Origin of the sequence: Pseudolactococcus chungangensis CAU 28 = DSM 22330 (assembly GCF_002441885.1) — a bacterium.
GTDB lineage: Bacteria > Bacillota > Bacilli > Lactobacillales > Streptococcaceae > Pseudolactococcus > Pseudolactococcus chungangensis.
The window spans coordinates 1-16,635 of the sequence record NZ_JXJT01000029.1 but is presented as its reverse complement, the minus strand read 5'-3'; the positions used below and the strand labels follow the sequence as shown (position 1 = coordinate 16,635).

12 protein-coding genes are annotated in these 16,635 nt (G+C 41.3%); 1 reads left to right on the top strand and 11 read right to left on the bottom strand.

Annotated features, from left to right (window positions below):
- Nucleotides 1–220: 220 nt before the first annotated feature.
- From mutS to rpmB, 9 genes are all read right to left on the bottom strand, one after another.
- Complete coding sequence (gene mutS / locus RR45_RS09715; protein ID WP_031366443.1) at nt 221–2,737, bottom strand: DNA mismatch repair protein MutS; 2,517 nt, start codon at nt 2,735–2,737, stop codon at nt 221–223.
- A gap of 34 nt (nt 2,738–2,771) precedes the next feature.
- Entirely contained in the window at nt 2,772–3,149 is a 378-nt protein-coding gene (locus tag RR45_RS09710) for a YlbF family regulator (protein WP_031366442.1), read from the bottom strand.
- Nucleotides 3,130–3,606: an arginine repressor gene (argR, locus tag RR45_RS09705; RefSeq protein WP_031366441.1), complete on the bottom strand. Its 477-nt coding sequence runs from the start codon at nt 3,604–3,606 to the stop codon at nt 3,130–3,132. Before argR ends, RR45_RS09710 begins: the two co-directional genes overlap by 20 nt.
- 58 nt (nt 3,607–3,664) lie before the next feature.
- Nucleotides 3,665–5,356, bottom strand: a complete 1,692-nt coding sequence (gene argS, locus RR45_RS09700) for an arginine--tRNA ligase (protein WP_031366440.1) — start codon at nt 5,354–5,356, stop codon at nt 3,665–3,667.
- An 813-nt stretch (nt 5,357–6,169) separates the two neighbouring features.
- Nucleotides 6,170–7,528 carry an FAD-dependent oxidoreductase gene (locus tag RR45_RS09695; protein WP_031366439.1) on the bottom strand — a complete coding sequence of 453 codons (1,359 nt, stop codon included), beginning with the start codon at nt 7,526–7,528 and terminating at the stop codon, nt 6,170–6,172.
- A 186-nt stretch (nt 7,529–7,714) separates the two neighbouring features.
- Nucleotides 7,715–9,721: a 4-alpha-glucanotransferase gene (locus RR45_RS09690; RefSeq protein ID WP_031366438.1), complete on the bottom strand. Its 2,007-nt coding sequence runs from the start codon at nt 9,719–9,721 to the stop codon at nt 7,715–7,717.
- 281 nt (nt 9,722–10,002) lie between these two features.
- Nucleotides 10,003–11,685: a DAK2 domain-containing protein gene (locus RR45_RS09685; RefSeq protein ID WP_031366437.1), complete on the bottom strand. Its 1,683-nt coding sequence runs from the start codon at nt 11,683–11,685 to the stop codon at nt 10,003–10,005.
- Between the two features lies 1 nt (nt 11,686).
- Nucleotides 11,687–12,049, bottom strand: coding sequence for an Asp23/Gls24 family envelope stress response protein (locus RR45_RS09680; RefSeq protein WP_031366436.1), 363 nt, complete (start codon nt 12,047–12,049; stop codon nt 11,687–11,689).
- Nucleotides 12,050–12,335: 286 nt separating this feature from the next.
- Nucleotides 12,336–12,524: a 50S ribosomal protein L28 gene (rpmB, locus tag RR45_RS09675; RefSeq protein ID WP_003140443.1), complete on the bottom strand. Its 189-nt coding sequence runs from the start codon at nt 12,522–12,524 to the stop codon at nt 12,336–12,338.
- A gap of 398 nt (nt 12,525–12,922) precedes the next feature.
- On the opposite strand from rpmB, the gene RR45_RS09670 reads away from it, so the two are divergent.
- Nucleotides 12,923–13,603 (top strand): DUF1129 family protein, encoded by a 681-nt coding sequence (locus tag RR45_RS09670; RefSeq protein ID WP_031366435.1) that lies wholly within the window; start codon nt 12,923–12,925, stop codon nt 13,601–13,603.
- A 186-nt stretch (nt 13,604–13,789) separates the two neighbouring features.
- Here the strand turns inward: RR45_RS09670 and RR45_RS09665 are convergent, their stop codons facing one another.
- Together RR45_RS09665 and RR45_RS11375 are read right to left on the bottom strand one after the other, a co-directional pair.
- A complete protein-coding gene (locus RR45_RS09665) occupies nt 13,790–15,253 on the bottom strand; it encodes a DEAD/DEAH box helicase (protein ID WP_031366434.1) in 1,464 nt (487 codons plus the stop codon).
- Nucleotides 15,254–15,966: 713 nt separating this feature from the next.
- Nucleotides 15,967–16,635: InlB B-repeat-containing protein (locus RR45_RS11375; protein WP_218838358.1), on the bottom strand; the 669-nt coding region annotated here is incomplete at both ends.

Here is a 16,635-nt window from a genome sequence, read left to right as displayed (position 1 = left end):
GGCTTGTCCTCCTTTTCTGTCAAGTTTTTATCTCTGTTTTTTATTCAACATTAAATATTTTATCACTTAATTATTATATATGGTCATTTCGTACTATTATTTTACCATAATTCACTTATTTTTTAAATCGATATGATAAAATAAACCCACAGCATTTGCCGTGGGTTTATGAATAGTTTGAAATGCTTGTGCATCGTGATTAGTCTCTCAATTAAAGGTCTCACACCAACTTCTTCAACTCAAACAGCTGATTCATCGCTTCCATCGGTGTCAAATTCATGATATCAATATTTCGGATGGCATCTGCTAGCTCATCTGATCCTGCAAACAAATCAAGTTGCTGGGTGTCTGTTGGTGATTCTTGAGCAATCGTTTCGACTGGTAATTTAGGTGTATCTGCCTCTAATTCTGACAAAATCACCTTAGCACGTTTCAACAGTGGACTAGGTAGCCCAGCAATCTTTGCCACATGAATCCCATAAGATTTATCGGCTGGCCCCGACTCTATTTTATGGAGGAAGGTCACCTCACCATTAGCTTCGAGCGTCGCGACATGCACGTTTTTCAAGTGCTGCAGGCTATTTTCCAGCGTGACAAGCTCATGATAATGCGTCGCAAACAAGGTTTTAGCGCCAACCTGCTCATGAATGTGCTCAACAATCGCCTGCGCAAGGGCAATCCCGTCATAAGTCGCCGTCCCACGACCGAGTTCGTCAAATAAAATCAGTGAGTTTTTCGTCGCCCGACGAATGGCGTGATTGGCCTCCATCATCTCGACCATGAAGGTCGACTGACCACTGATCAAGTCATCCGCCGCACCGATTCGGGTGAAAATGGCATCAAAAATCGGTAATTGAACCTGTTCTGCTGGCACAAAACTACCAATCTGCGTCATGACAACGGTCAATGCTAGCTCCCGCATATAGGTCGATTTCCCCGACATATTAGGACCAGTAATCAGCTGAATCATCGTCTCCGCATCAAATTCAATCGAATTTGGCACATATTCCTGAGCACCCATGACCTTTTCAACAACCGCATGGCGACCATTGATAATCTGAATTTCTTGCCCATTTTTAATGATGTCAGGCTGGATATAATGGTTGTTTTCAGCGACGACGGCTAGGGATTGTAGCACATCTATTTCAGCAATCGTTTTGGCTAATTTTTGGATGCGAGCGATAAAGGTTTCTGTCTGGCTACGCACTTGTAAAAATAGGTCATACTCTAGACTCGCAGAGTTCTCTCGTGCATCTAGCATCTGACTTTCCAGACGGGCTAATGCTTCAGTCCCATAGCGCTCAGAATTTTTCAAGGTTGCCTTGCGATAGAAATGTTCTGGCACTTGTTCCCGGTTTGAATTGGTCACATGGAAATAATAGCCATCTTTTTTATTGTAGTCAATTTTAAGATTATTAATCCCAGAGTTTTCACGCTCCTTGGCCTCAAGTTCCGCAATCCAAGTCGTGCCATCTCGTAAAATGACACGATAGTCATCTAAAGTCGCATTAAAGCCATTTTTGATGATATTACCCTCAGTAATGGTAGCTGAGGCGTTAGGGTCAATCGCAGACGTAATCAGGTCAAGCAAGTCAGGCATCGGGTCCAATTGCGCAATGAGCTGAGTCAAAACATCAGCGGTCATCTCTGTCAACACACCCTTAATCGCTGGCACATTCGACAATGTCTGAGCCAATTGTAACAAATCTTTCGGATTGGCTTTACCAAAGGAAACACGCGAGGCTAAGCGTTCAATATCATAAACCCCTTTGAGTGTTTCCGTCAAGTCAGAGCGTTCAAAAAAGTGATCCAAAAAGGTCTGAATAATGGCTTGACGCTTTTGAATGGCTGAGGCACTCACCAAGGGTCTATCAATCCAGAACCGTAACATCCGAGTCCCCATGGCAGTCTTGGTCTCATCCAATAACCAGTAAAGACTACCGTGTTTTTTTCCCGTCCGCGCATTTTGAAGTAAATCTAGACTTTTCTTGCTAGCCGCATCCATGAGCAAGAAGTCTTTGATTTCATAATGCTGAACCGCCTGCAAATGCGTCAGGTGACGTTTCTGCGTTGTCATGACATAGTTCAAAAGTTTTGACGCCACTGCAATTTCTAAATCAGCTAAACTATAATCTATCAAGTCGGCATTGTCAAAGCCTATCAGCTCCTGTGAAACAAGGACATTGAGCTGAGTCTCAAAGATTTGGCGCTGCACATCATCTGATGGCAAATCATAGCCAACAACCACTTCCCGCGCTTTAAGCGCAGAGATTTCATCCACTACAGCATCAAAATCAGATAGCGATGTGACAAAAAACTCTCCCGTTGCCAAGTCCAAGTAACTGAGGGCGTAACTCGTTTGCGTTCTATCAATGGCAACGAGGAAATTATTTTCCTTGCCGATGTTAAGGGCATCGACGGCAGTTCCTGGTGTCACAATCTGCACGACATCGCGTTTGACCACACCGACAGCTTTTTTAGGGTCTTCCATCTGCTCAGCAATGGCAACTTTGTAGCCCAAATCAATCAGAATATCAATATACTGCTGGACACTATGGTGTGGTACACCTGCCATTGGTATTGGATTGACAGAGTTTTTATTGCGAGAGGTTAAGGTAAGCTCTAAAATTTGCGCTGCTTTAACAGCGTCGTCATAAAAGAGTTCATAGAAATCTCCCATCCGAAATAGCAAAAAAGCATCTGGATAATCTTGCTTAATATCCAGATACTGCTGCATGCCCGGTGAAATTTTTTCAGGTTTTTGTGATGCTTTAGTTGTCACGATAAAGTTCCTCGTTAATTTGTGATTCTAATCTTTGTAACAGATGTTGTAAGAGGTCATTTGCGGCAACCAACTTTCGCCGATAGTCTATAATCAAAGGCGCATCATTGAGCTGTGACTCAATCACTTTTGATCGCGCCATGGTCTCTTGATAGGCCTTGACTTTGTCGATTTTTTTAAACAAGACAGCTTGTTTAGCTAGGTCTTTCATCTCAACTTCAAGCGCATATAACGCTTTAGCTGCTTTCAAGCGTTTTTCAGCCGCTTGAAAGGCAAGAATTGTCGGGTGCTGCGAAACTTGTGATAGTAACGCCGCAAGCGCTTGTTCATAATCGGCGGATGGGTCATCAGTGTGGTTGGATAGCATTTTGGATGTCTCTTTCAAACTTTGCGGCACTTGCCTCATCTTGACAGGTGATAAGCAAGGTATCTGCACCAGCAATCGTGCCCAGCACATCTGAACGATTTGATGTGTCAATGGCATCAGCGACCAAGTCCGCCTCTCCTAAACCAGTGCGAACGACAATGATGAACATGGCGCGACTCACACTGATGACATAAGCTGACATGGTATCCATTAAGCTCATCGCCGTGCGAATCAAGCCAGTATTTTCAAGCTCACCTTCATAGTCAAAAACCGTATAAAAACTACCTTCTTCATAGCGATTTTTAATGATGCCAAGCTCACGAATATCTCGCGATAAAGTCGCCTGAGTCGTTGTAATCCCTTTTTCTGAAAGACGTTGCGAGAGTTCTTCTTGCGTTTCTATTTTATGATTTTGGATTAACTGTCGAATAATTTTTTGACGTTCTAATTTCTTCATAATCTTATTATAGCATAAGCGAAATCATTATGCTTTTACCTTTTCTATCGTAAAGCATTTACATTTCTTCAGGCGCCTCAACCCCTAAAAGTCTGAGACTTTCTTTCAAGACGATACCAGTGGCGTAAGCCAAAGCGAGACGTGCGTCTTTCTCTACATTCTCATCCAGAATCCGCGTGTGGGCATAGTACTTGTTGAAGGCCTGCGCAAGGTTAATGGCGTATTTAGCAATGGCTGATGGCTCGAAAGTCCGTGCTGCTCTTGCGATAACGTCAGGGAATGCTTGCAATAGCTTAATGATTTCCCAGCTTTCATCATCTGTTAAGGCATGGGTTTTGCCTACCACTGCATCCGGTTGGAAGTCTGCCTTGCGCAAAATAGATTGAATCCGCGCATGCGCATATTGGACGTAAGGACCTGTTTCGCCCTCAAATGACACCATTTCCTCTAAGTTGAAGTCGTAACCATTGAGACGTTCGTTTTTCAGGTCATAGAATTTAATGGCACCAACCCCAACGGCGTGGGCGACTGCAGTTTTGTTTGGCAAATCAGGGTTTTTCGCATCAATCTGTGCTTGCGCCCGTTTGACTGCCTCATGTAGCGTTGGTTCAAGTAAAATCACATTACCTTTACGCGTTGACAATTTTTTACCTGCTTTTGTCACCAAGCCAAATGGCACGTGGTAGATGTCGTCCGACCAGTCATAGTCCATTTTTTTAAGGACGGCTTTGAGCTGTTTGAAATGACCTGACTGCTCATTACCCACAACATATAGCGATTTAGCGAATTTATACGTCCGTTTGCGGTAGAGTGCCGCCGCCAAATCACGGGTGATATAGAGCGTTGCACCATCTGATTTTTTGATTAAAGCTGGGTTTTCAAATCCTTCAAGCTCAACAACAGTTGCGCCTTCAGATTCTGTTAGCAAGCCTTTTTCAGACAAGATGTCAATGATTTCAGCCATCTTGTCGTTATAGAATGCCTCACCGTTCATGCTGTCAAATTCAACACCCAATTCCGTATAGATGCGATCGAACTCAACCAGAGATTCATCGCGGAACCATTGCCACAGGGTCAAAGCCTCTTCGTCACCATTTTCAAGTTTAAGGAACCAATCACGCGCCTCACTATCAACAGTCGGATCATCCGCTGCCTCAGCATTGATTTGTACGTAGAGTTTGAGCAATTCTGAAATCGGATTTTGACGAATGGCTGCCTCATCGCCATATTTTTTATAAGCCACGATGAGCATGCCAAACTGTTTGCCCCAGTCGCCTAAATGGTTGATCTTGACTGGATTATAGCCTATTTTTTGATAAATCTTAGCCAAGGCATCCCCAATCACAGTCGAGCGTAAATGCCCGATTGAGAAAGGTTTGGCGATGTTGGGTGACGACATATCAATGGCAACATTCTCGCCAGTTTGTGCTAAAGTCGCGTAAGCTGTGCCATCTGATAGAATGTTTGACAAAACTGCTGTCGCTGTCGCTGATTTATCAAGGAAAAAATTGACATAAGGACCAGTTGCCACGATTTTCTCAAAACCGTCTGACGAGATTTTTTCTGCAATATCAGCCGCAATCATCTGAGGTGCTTGGCGTAAAGTTTTCGCTAGTGAAAAAGCAGGGAAGGCTAGGTCTCCCATTTCAGATTTTTTAGGCGTTTCAAGCAAGTTGCTAATAGCATCAATACTTAAAGCATTATCCAAAACAGCAGCAAGCGCTTGGGAGACTAATTGTTTATCATTCATCATTATCATCAAGTCCTTAAAATAGAGTATTTATCTATATTTTACCATATTTTTGCATATCTTGCCTGAGTTTTTCAGTGTCTTTATCGCTACAAAATTGATGACTAACATCGTATGATACTCAGGTACCAAAAGACAAAACACAATTTTTAAGCTGATTTTGTCAGTTAGTCAACGGCTAAGCGGTAGAACCGCCAAGCCACGTTGCCAGTAGCTTTTCCGTAAGTCGCTGAACCGACAACTTCAATGCCAAGTCAACGGCTAAGCGGTAGAACCGCCAAGCCACGTTACCAGTAGCTTTTCCGTAAGTCGCTAAACCGACAACTTCAATGCCAAGTCAACGGCTAAGCGGTAGAACCGCCAAGCCACTAACCGCGACTACTCCAATGCTATAGGCAATAAGTTGAAAGCGTACAAGGTGTACGGTAAGACTTATGGTCCATGCCTAAGCGATAAATTACTAAGGCACGTGGTACATAGCTACTTATCTAGCAAAGATAGTTGAAAGCATCGCTTTCAAGCGATGGATAAAGGCAACAAAGTTACCATCAAAAGTTTTTTTAATGATATTTTCTATGTCATTTTTCTTCCCTTATATTGATTATGACAAATTTCCAAAAGAATAAAAAGACTCTCTTAGTCCAACTTTCTCTATACCACTTTGTGCAACATGAGACGCAACAGGCAAAACAATGTTTTCAGTCCCCTACTCTTACCAAGAGCGTACGCAGCGCAGTACTGATACTTGTAATATGAGCAAAACAAAACAACTCTGACCTCAATTCGGTCAGAGTTGTTTCTTCATATGCTTACTTAAAACTTAGTCTCACCCAAAGCTGCTTGTGCAGCTAAGTTCAAGAGTGACCATTGACGGTCAAAACCTGGTTGGAAGAAGAAATCTGCTTCTGCTAGGTCTTCTAAAGTTAAGCCAGTTGTGATGGCTAAGGCTAAAGCATTAATCTGTGCTGTTACATCATAGGTAGACATGACTTGCCCACCAAGGATTTTATGTGTTTCATTGTCGTAATTTAATTTGACATAGACGTCTGTATTGCCGTCGTTTTTAACAAAACTTGGACGCAAGGTGTCTTTGAAGAAACTGCCTGTCACGGGTACACCTGAACGAGCTGCTGAAAAATCATTCAGACCTGTCATCGCAAATTTATAACCAAAGACTGAGAGGGCACTTGTGCCCAACACGCCACGGAATTTCTCTGTTGGTGTGTCTGATTCAATATTACGAACAACATAACGCGCCTCACGACGAGCTGTTGAGGCTAAGGCAACAGGTGCATGTTGTTGACTTGCAATATTAAGTGGTAAAATCGCATCTCCGATAGCATAGACGTCTTTTGCAGAGGTACGTAGGTAATCGTCCACTTTGATTTGACCACGTGGTTCTAGGTCAACTAGTCCTTTGAGCCATTCTGTGTTTGGTGTGACACCTGCTGCAACAATGACAAGGTCCGCGTCAATGGTACCCGTCTTTGTCTCAACGCCAGTGACGACATCTCCACCTGAAAATCCTGTGATGCTTTCGCCCAGTGCTAAGGCAACACCATTAGCCTCAAAAACGGGAGCTAGGATATCTGTTAACTCTTTATCAAGATAGTTGCCGAGAACGTCGTCAATCATATCGATGATGGTCACTTTTTTACCTGCTTGGGCAAAAACTTCTGCGGCCTCAACACCAATATAACCCGAGCCGATAACTGCGACATTTTTGACTTTAGGATCTTGCATTTTTTCTTTGATTTCAAGTGCCCAAGCACGGCCGCGCATGAAGAAAATGTTTTCTTTATCTGCACCTGGTACAGGCAAGGCTGCTGGTGTCACACCAGATGAAAGAATCAGTTTATCATAAGTTTCGTTAAAAACGTCACCAGTTACTAAGTTTTTTATCGTCACTTCTTTTTTATCCGCATCAAAACTCAAAACTTCATGTTGTGATTTGACTTTACCGCCACGCTTTTCGATGTCTTCTGGCTTAAAGTTGCGCACATCATCAACACCTGAGACTTTGTCTTCTAAAAATAGTTGCATCCCACATGACAAGAAAGAGACGAAATCCCCTTTTTCATAAATCGTCACATCAGCATCCGGATGCTTGTCCAAAAGTTCCAATGCTGATTGGTGTCCACCGTGACTTGCGCCAATAATAATGACTTTCATGTTGTTCTCCTTTTTTATATAGATACTTGACTCTTGCATAGTCCGCAACCGTGCGTACTGAATCTGTATCAGACAATACTATCAACTGTTTCACTTAAAAATTCAGCCAATAGAAAAGCTTTCCATCTTTAGGATACAAGAATGAAAGCCTTTTTTCTATTAATTTGTTTATAAATTTCAAAAAGTTTATCTACCGATATGTCGTCGGGTTATCGCAATTAATCCTTTAATTTTTGAGGTAATGTCATCATCGGCAATTAATGTTTCATTGGATAAGTGATTGCGATACCGCCAGTAATGAAACGGCATTTCGGGTTGATTGATTCGTTCCAAACTTTCATCTCCTAAGCAGTACGAGGTCATGGCAAGTAAATCCTGTAACGGAAAAATGGCTAACATGGCATCAGAATTCATGTGGCGTTGAATAATTTCAGTCGCAATTTCTTGTGTCATAAATCCTGGCGCCTTTCCCCACCAGTGCATGACATCATTGTAATATTTTTGGGTGAAAGCCGGGTCTTCTTTCCACCATTGACGTAGCGTTGATGTGTCGTGTGATGATGTGGACACAACGGACAAATATGGCGCCCGATCTAAATGATTGACGATGTGAGTATTATCCGATGGCATCCTTTCGATTATCAGTCGTAAAATTTGCAAGTGCCACATGACGTCTGGGACATTATCGGGTACCATGCCTAAATCTTCACCACAGGATAACATATCTGTTGCGTTCTTAATGACTGGTAATTTTTGATAGGCTTTTTCTTGCCAAAACTCGTTATGACGGGTGTAGAAATAATCGTTATGTAACCTTATCAAGTTTTGTTTGACTTGTTCATCACCAAATTCACGAAAACTCAAGGTATCCATGAATTTGATTCGCGGATGATAAAGACCTGGTATTCGGTGGTCTGCTAGGAATAACACATTTTCTTGTAGGATAAATAAGACATCTCTCAACTGCTCATCTGAGACTTGTGCTGCTATTTTTTTCTGCGTGTTATAGCTCGCTTTAAATCTATAATTACCATTACCACGAGGCTCCAAGAACTCGGCAAAAATTTTGTCATTATAGTCTCCTGCGAGTTCACGTACGACCCAATCTTTGATAAAAGGCTGGGTGAATCGGTCATCACCACCCCAACTACTGAAAGGAATCTGATAGGTGTTTTCGATTTCATCAACAGTTAGGCCAAGGGCAGGAGAAAACTGTCCAAGTAGTGCTCTAACACTGTGATTGGGAATTTCCCAAATTCGGAAGAAACCTAAAATATGGTCCAAGCGGTAGGCGTCAAAGTACGTTCGCATGACAGTTAAGCGTTGTTGCCACCATGCAAAATTTGTTTCTGCCATTTTATCCCAATTATAGGTTGGAAAGCCCCAGTTTTGACCGGTTTCTGAAAAGGCATCTGGTGGCGCACCAGTTTGAAAATCCATATGATACAAGCTTTCATCAGACCAAGCATCCGCTGAGTCATGAGCGATACCAATGGCAATATCTCCTTTAAGGCCAACTCCGAGTGCATGCGCATAATCTGAGGCAGATTTAAGCTGTTGGTGCAGTAAAAATTGGACAAAATAATGGAGATTAAGGCCAGATGTTGATAGTTTTTTGAGTTTATCTTTAGAAAACTTGGCAAATTCACCCCATTGTGAATAGTCAGATGTGTGATGTAAGTCTCTAAGATAGCAAAAAGCCGCATAAGGGTCAAGCCAGTTACGATTTTGAGCAAAGAAATCTAGGAAGGCCATACTGGAGAAAATATTTTTGCTCAGTTTGTCATAGCCAATCTTAATATAATGCCATTTGGCATCTAAAACCGCTTCATAATCTACTGTTTTCAGTGTGTTAAGTGATTTTTGTTGGGCATCAAATTCGGCTTTTTCTGTATCTGTCAAAATTTCTCGAAAGACAGACATATCAAGGTAAATAGGATGTAGCGCAAAAACTGAAATTGCCCGATATGGATAACTATCTCGCCAGTCCATAAAAGTCGTTGTATCATTAATTGGCAAAATCTGAATCAAATCCATACCTGATTTAGCCACAAAATCTGCAAAACTTTTCAGATCCGAAAAGTCTCCGATGCCAAACGACTGCTCACTGCGTAGCGAAAATACGGGGATAGCTACACCTGTGTGATAGGGAATACTTGTATGCGGCTCAAGTCTATAATTTGTTGTGGCCATAACGATTTCTCCTTTATCATCAAACTATTCAATGCAAGCTTAATCAACATCATTTTTATTAGTGTGCCTCTGAATACTTGAGTCTTTCCCTTATTTTATCAGCTATCCTGTCCTAACCTATTAAGACAATTATAACACAATATGTAATCGTTTTCATGATTTGTATTGTATTTATTCTTTGGCAAGAGATACAATATCGCATTTTGATAAACTTATGACACATTTCCTTAGAATAGCAAAAAGAACCGCCTCACAACGGTTCTTGATTTAATAGTATTATCTTATTCAACTGAAAAAAGATATGGATAAACAGGTTGTCCACCTTCAAAAATTTCTACTTCAACATCTGGATACTTGTTTTCAAGTTCCTCTGACAAAGCCTCAACCATTTGACGTTTACCATCAGCACCGATGTAGATACTGATAATTTCTGCATCTTCATTGCTGGCTAACATTTTATCAAAAGTATCTGTCAAGACACCATGCATATCTTTGTCTGATACAACGATTTTATTGTCAATCATACCAAGCCAGTCATTTTCGTGAATTTCAAGACCATCAATAGAGGTATCTCTAACAGCATTCGTCACTTGACCACTGATCACTTCTGAGAGATTGCCTGTCATATCAGCAGCATTCTCTTCTAACGTTTTACTTGTTTCGAACGCTAGTAACGCTGTCAAACCTTGTGACACAGTCTTAGATTCAACAACCTTCGCAGGCACATCTACGACATCCGCAGCTGACTGCGCCGCCATGAAGATGTTTTTATTATTCGGTAAGATAATCACATTGCGTGCATTCACTGACTCAATTGCTTTAACAATATCTTCAGTTGACGGATTCATCGTTTGACCACCTGAAATAACGTAGTCAGCGCCCATATCCTTAAAGATTTTAGCTAGACCATCACCGGCAGCAATTGCAATCACTGCGAATTCTTTGGGCTCAGCTGATGCTTTAGGTGCAACACTAGTTGCTTCTTTGATGACTTGCGCATCATGTTGCTCACGCATATTGTCAACCTTAACCTTAACAAGCGCACCATATTTCAAACCTTCTTGCATCACAATTCCAGGATCCTCTGTATGAACATGGACCTTGACAATCTCATCATCATTAACGACAAGCAACGAATCGCCGATTTCATTTAAGTAATTACGGAACGCATCATAATCAAAAGATTTAGTCACAGTTGGCCCTTGACCGATACCAACCATGATTTCAGTACAATAGCCGAACTTAATATCTTCCGTCGCAACATGGCCCGCAACTGACTTATGGTGCTCAGCATTGACCATCTCATCCATGACAGCTGGGGTCGCTTGAAATTCTTCAGACGTCAAATACTCGCCTGTAGCCGCTGCGACAAAGCCCTCTAAAATATAGACTAAACCTTGACCACCAGAATCGACAACACCGACTTCTTTCAGCACTGGCAGCATATCTGGCGTTTTAGCCAAGGCAACTTTTGCACCCTCAAGCGCCGCTTTCAAAACGTCAACTGCATCATCAGAACTTGCTGCTTTTTTGACGGCAAATGCTGCAGCACCACGAGAAACGGTTAAAATTGTACCCTCAACAGGCTTCATAACCGCTTGATAGGCAACCTCGACACCACTCTGGAATGCTTTGGCTAAATTTTCAGCGGTAAAAACATCCGCTTCCTTAATCGCTTGACCAAACCCACGGAAAATCTGTGATAGGATAACACCAGAGTTCCCACGTGCACCCATGAGTAAGCCTTTAGACAAGATTGCTGCAACTTCACCAACAGTCTCTGCATGATTATCAGAGACTGCTTTGGCACCATTGGTAATCGTCATGCCCATATTTGTTCCTGTATCACCATCAGGCACAGGGAATACGTTAAGTGAATTGACATACTCTGCTTGGTTATTTAAACGCGTGCTCGCTGCTTGAATCATCTCCTGAAATAGGCTTGCATTGATTGTTTTTGTCATCTTATTCAGCCACCACTTTCACATTTTGTACGAAAACATTAACTGAATTCGCCGTAATGCCCAGTTGATTTTCTAAATTAAATTTAACACGCTCTTGCACATTTTTAGCGACTTCAGAAATTTTAACACCCAATGAAACAATCACATAAATATCAACGTCAACGCCGTTGTCATTAGCTGAAATCACAACACCCTTGGCATAGTTTTCTTGACGCAAAAGTGTCTTGAAATTATCTTTCACAGCATTTTTACTTGTCATGCCGACCACACCAAAAATCTCTGTTGTTGATGCACCAACAATCGTTGCAATCACATCATTTTCGATGTCAACTGTCCCATTTTTTGTATTAATTGTCACAGCCATAATTTTTTCCTCGCTTTACAATCTAGCTTGTTATGAGTGCACCTAAATCTTTAGATTAGGCATACTTTGTGTCTTGGTATTTACTGACAATGTTTGCTCTTCATACCAATCAACACCTTTTCCCTCATTTTATCACAATCCGGCTAATAAAAAAACCGTGAAGTCTTTTCACGGCAAAATAGTTCTAACCAAACAAAGAGCTTTTGGATCATTTGGCCCAACGTATCGTAGACTCAAATTAACGCAAAAGCTTTTCTTTTGTTCTTCATTTGATCAAACACACGTCTTAAACGCGTTCGACTGAAAGGTTTTTAAGTGCACGAGCTGAAGCCCATACTGATTTCACTTTACCATTTTCAACGATTTTAATTTTTTGCAAGTTAGGTTTAACTTGTTTTTTTGTTTTGTTCATTGCGTGTGAACGGTTGTTAGCTGATGAAGTCTTACGACCTGTAAAGTAACATACTTTAGCCATGATATATTTCTCCTCGATTTTTTTTGTTAGTCAAATTCATAACATACTAGAATATTATACCATGTTTTGACTTAAAAGCAAGAGAAATTGATGATTTATTTTTCTAGGCTACTCAGGTATTGCGCAACTATTTTTGATAACAAGGGATTTGATTACTTTGACACAACTTTCAGCATTGTTAACATTTTCTCAAGTTTGTTGTAAACTCATGCCTTTAAAAACCAAGTGCGCTCCTCATGTTCTATCTGCCTATTTATCAGATAACGCACACAGATAAACAAAAAAACTCAGCATCGTCACAGATGCAACCTCTCTATGTTTAACAAAATTGTAATGCAAACAGTATCAATTTCTGTCATATTGATGAAAAATTAGTTATTTTCTGTTAAAATAGGAATATGGAAAATTATATTGAACAATTAACAGCTAAAAATAGTGAATACATTCATGTGGTAACACGAGAGCTTGTCAAAATCGGTAAGTCTGATGATGAAATCAAGGCTATTTTATCAGATATTCTGCCGAAAATCGTTGAGGCTCAAGAGCAGCGTGTACTAGCTAAAGATATTTTAGGAACTCCCTCTGAATTCACAGCCCAATATACCACAGCAGTTGCTGGTGCTAAATCAAGTCAAACGACGACAAACAAAAATGACAATGAAACACCCGTCCTCATGTGGTTAGATAGCTCATTGCTTATGTTAGGTATCTTAGCTGTCGTCAACGGGGTCATGGCTGTTTTCAGTAAAAAAGCGACAACTTATGGTTTAATTACGCTTGTGACGATGAGCTTTGCTGCTGGTTTAGTGATGTATCTCATGTTCCGACTCATCTATAAACCACAAAGTGAAGGTCAGAAAAAAACAACGCTCAAAGCTTTTGGCGCTTTAACACTTGCCTTTCTTGGGTGGATTCTCGTCTTTACTTTAACCATGTTAATCCCAAGAGAATTCAATATTTCACCTGATGGGTATATTACAGCAATAATCGGGGCACTTGCACTTGCACTCCGTTACTTACTCAAACGTAAATATCACATCAAGTCAGCAATGTCTACTCAACCATCTCAAAAAGTCTAAACTTTCTAAATTATACAATGAACCGTCTGAGAAAATTTCTCGGACGGTTTTTGTCTTGAAAAATCTGACCTAGTTAGTTTGAACCAGACTATTATAATATACTCATTTAGCTAAAAAAGTATAATAGCACTGTCCCTTTTCAAGGCGCAGTGCTATTAATTTTATGATGCCAATATCAAAGGCATTTTATTCATATTTTCCAGCATTAGCACGGGATACCTTGCGCACGCGGCCTTTGATTTTCTCAGTTTGTAGCGCCTTGAGCACTTCCTTACCTTTACCGTTCAAAATCTCAACAAAAGTCGATACATCGATAATTGAGATCACCCCAATATCATCTCCAGTAATCCCTGGAATACTAGTAATCGCACCAACCACGTCACCTGCCCGCAACTTTGTTTTCTTGCCAGCATTGATATGGAGCTTCATGATATCAGCTTTAAACACAGCACTTTTCGCTGTTTTAACGACCATTTCACGTTTTTGCTTAGCGGTAAATGTAGGCAAGCGCTTTTCAAATAGACTGATACTTGGCAGTTTCATCTCAGTGATTTCAGCATCAATCGCCAGCTGCGCAGATTCAATTTTAGCAAAATCACTTCTTTGGGCAGGACTAACCAAAGAAACAGCCTGTCCCGTTTTTTCAAAGCGTGCTGTCCGTCCGATCCGATGTGTATAACTTTCAGGATTATCAGGCAAATCATAATTATAAACCGCTGCAATATCGGCAACATCAATCCCACGCGCCGCGACATCTGTCGCAATCAAGAACCTAAAGTAATTATGTTTAAAGTCGTTAATAACACGTGTTCTGTCACGTTGTTCCATGCCACCATGCAAGGTCTCTGCCTTGACATTTTTCTGAGCCAAGAACTCTGCGATGGCATCAACTGCTGCCCGAGTATTGGCAAAGATGATGGCTGAGCCAGGATTGCCAAGCACTAAGAGTTGGTAGAGGTTCTCTAACTTGTCAGCTTTATCAACCAAGTAAAAAGTCTGATCAATCCGTTTAGCCACTGTATTTGTCGCCTTTACTTCAATCAAAGCAGGTTGTTTAATATAAAAATCCGACACGTCCATGACCGCTTGCGGTAGGGTTGCAGAAAATAGCGCAACCTGACGTTTAGTTGGCAACTGCTCAAAAATCGCATCAACCTGCGCCATAAAGCCCATGCTGAGCATCTCATCAACTTCATCTAGGACGACAAACTCGACTTGATCAAGCTGAATCGTGCCCTGGTCGATATGATCCAGCAATCGGCCGGGTGTCGCGACAACGACATGCGTCCGCTCTTTGAGGTTACGCGCCTGCGCTTGGAAGGATGAATGGCCGATTAAGGTTTCAACCTTGATGCGCTTAAAGCGACCGATGTTGAAAATTTCCTCGCCAATTTGTAGTGCTAGCTCACGCGTTGGTGCCAAGACAATCGCCTGCGGACGGCGTTCTTCCCAGACGATATTTTCAACCAAAGGAATCGCAAAAGCCGCTGTTTTGCCGCTACCTGTTTGTGATTTGACCAGCAAATCTTGACCTTTAGCAAATGTTGAAATGACCGCTTGCTGCACCTGTGTAGGTGTCGTATAATTCAAGGCTGTCAAAGCCTTTTGCGTTTTTGCACTAATTTGTAGTGCTTCAAATGTATTTTCCATATTGCCTGATTATACCATAAAAAACATACCACTGTATGCGGAACGAATGCAACTCAAAATACAGGTGATAAAGAAAACAAACAGCAACGCTTATTGAGAAGAAGACATCTCGCATTTGTTCTCTAGCTCATACAGATTTTTCCTACAGCTCGTACAACCAGTTGTTAGTTCTAGGGAAGAAACTGTTTACTGCTCGCATAGTAACCAGAAAATGAAAATGACTATCAAAAAAAGCAAGCCTCATGTGATGTGACTTGCTTTTAAATTGGTTTTGATATCTCTCTATTGTTAAATTGCTAATCTAATTGGATGGCTAAAGCGGGACGAACCGGCACGCTGACGTTCACTTCATAATTGTTGAAGAAGCTGCCACGGTAGACCGTGCCCGCACGATAAAAGTGGATGCCGGCCGACCGAAGCCAAAAGTAAGCGTGTTTAGCATCAATAGCTGTAAAGTCTAACAAAGTACTGTAATACCCTGTAGCGTTTGGTGATCCACCTTTACCTTCATAAAACGTGTTTTTATCCAGACTTTGGATATCGCCATAACTTAAAGCGAAGGCTTGTTGTTTTAAAACATTCACATCATTGGCAACATCATTATCATTTGCTAGAGATGTGAGTGATGTCGCAAAACCGTTATCTGTATAGTAAGCCTTAGAATCTTGCCATTTCCAGTCATTGTAAGCTAGTGAGGTACCGCTATATGGGANATTCACATCATTGGCAACATCATTATCATTTGCTAGAGATGTGAGTGATGTCGCAAAACCGTTATCTGTATAGTAAGCCTTAGAATCTTGCCATTTCCAGTCATTGTAAGCTAGTGAGGTACCGCTATATGGGACAAGGCCAGCATTCTGATAACGTGACCAATTCGGTAAATCTAAATCAACGGGGAGGACGTAATTGCTGTAAGTTGGCGCGATAGCCATGTTATAGTAGCTGTCAATTACATCTTTGAGATGACTTTCTCCATAACCAGTTGAGGTCGGATCATTATGGAAATATGGAGTATCCCAAGTTGTTGCTGTGGTGTCAAATTTAACTAAATTGTCAACAGCATTAACATCAATCTCTTCCTTGGTTAAGGCTTGTTCTTTGAGGATGAGTGCTTGATTGCCGTTGCTAGGGTTTGCCATATCTGCTTTTAGAATGCGCCACCAGCTATTAGAAAGCCAAACCCTATCAAATTGTGTGCCAAGCGTCCCATCTTCATGGCCTCCTAACTCTACAATCGGTAAGCCCCATTTCGCATAGAGCGTGATATCTGCTGTAATTGGTGTGTCAAAATCGAAAGGCGTTGTCAATGCTTCATCTGTGTACCAATTTTTAAAAGTAAAATCATGCACTGGTGCATCATTAGCATCAGTGACATTTTT

Bases quoted from the DNA above. Each gene is read 5' to 3' on its own strand.
- mutS (WP_031366443.1), bottom strand. From the start codon at position 2,737: ATGCAGCAGTATCTGGATATTAAGCAAGATTATCCAGATGCTTTTTTG.
- RR45_RS09710 (WP_031366442.1), bottom strand. From the start codon at position 3,149: ATGCTATCCAACCACACTGATGACCCATCCGCCGATTATGAACAAGCG.
- argR (WP_031366441.1), bottom strand. From the start codon at position 3,606: ATGAAGAAATTAGAACGTCAAAAAATTATTCGACAGTTAATCCAAAAT.
- argS (WP_031366440.1), bottom strand. From the start codon at position 5,356: ATGAATGATAAACAATTAGTCTCCCAAGCGCTTGCTGCTGTTTTGGAT.
- RR45_RS09695 (WP_031366439.1), bottom strand. From the start codon at position 7,528: ATGAAAGTCATTATTATTGGCGCAAGTCACGGTGGACACCAATCAGCA.
- RR45_RS09690 (WP_031366438.1), bottom strand. From the start codon at position 9,721: ATGGCCACAACAAATTATAGACTTGAGCCGCATACAAGTATTCCCTAT.
- RR45_RS09685 (WP_031366437.1), bottom strand. From the start codon at position 11,685: ATGACAAAAACAATCAATGCAAGCCTATTTCAGGAGATGATTCAAGCA.
- RR45_RS09680 (WP_031366436.1), bottom strand. From the start codon at position 12,049: ATGGCTGTGACAATTAATACAAAAAATGGGACAGTTGACATCGAAAAT.
- rpmB (WP_003140443.1), bottom strand. From the start codon at position 12,524: ATGGCTAAAGTATGTTACTTTACAGGTCGTAAGACTTCATCAGCTAAC.
- RR45_RS09670 (WP_031366435.1), top strand. From the start codon at position 12,923: ATGGAAAATTATATTGAACAATTAACAGCTAAAAATAGTGAATACATT.
- RR45_RS09665 (WP_031366434.1), bottom strand. From the start codon at position 15,253: ATGGAAAATACATTTGAAGCACTACAAATTAGTGCAAAAACGCAAAAG.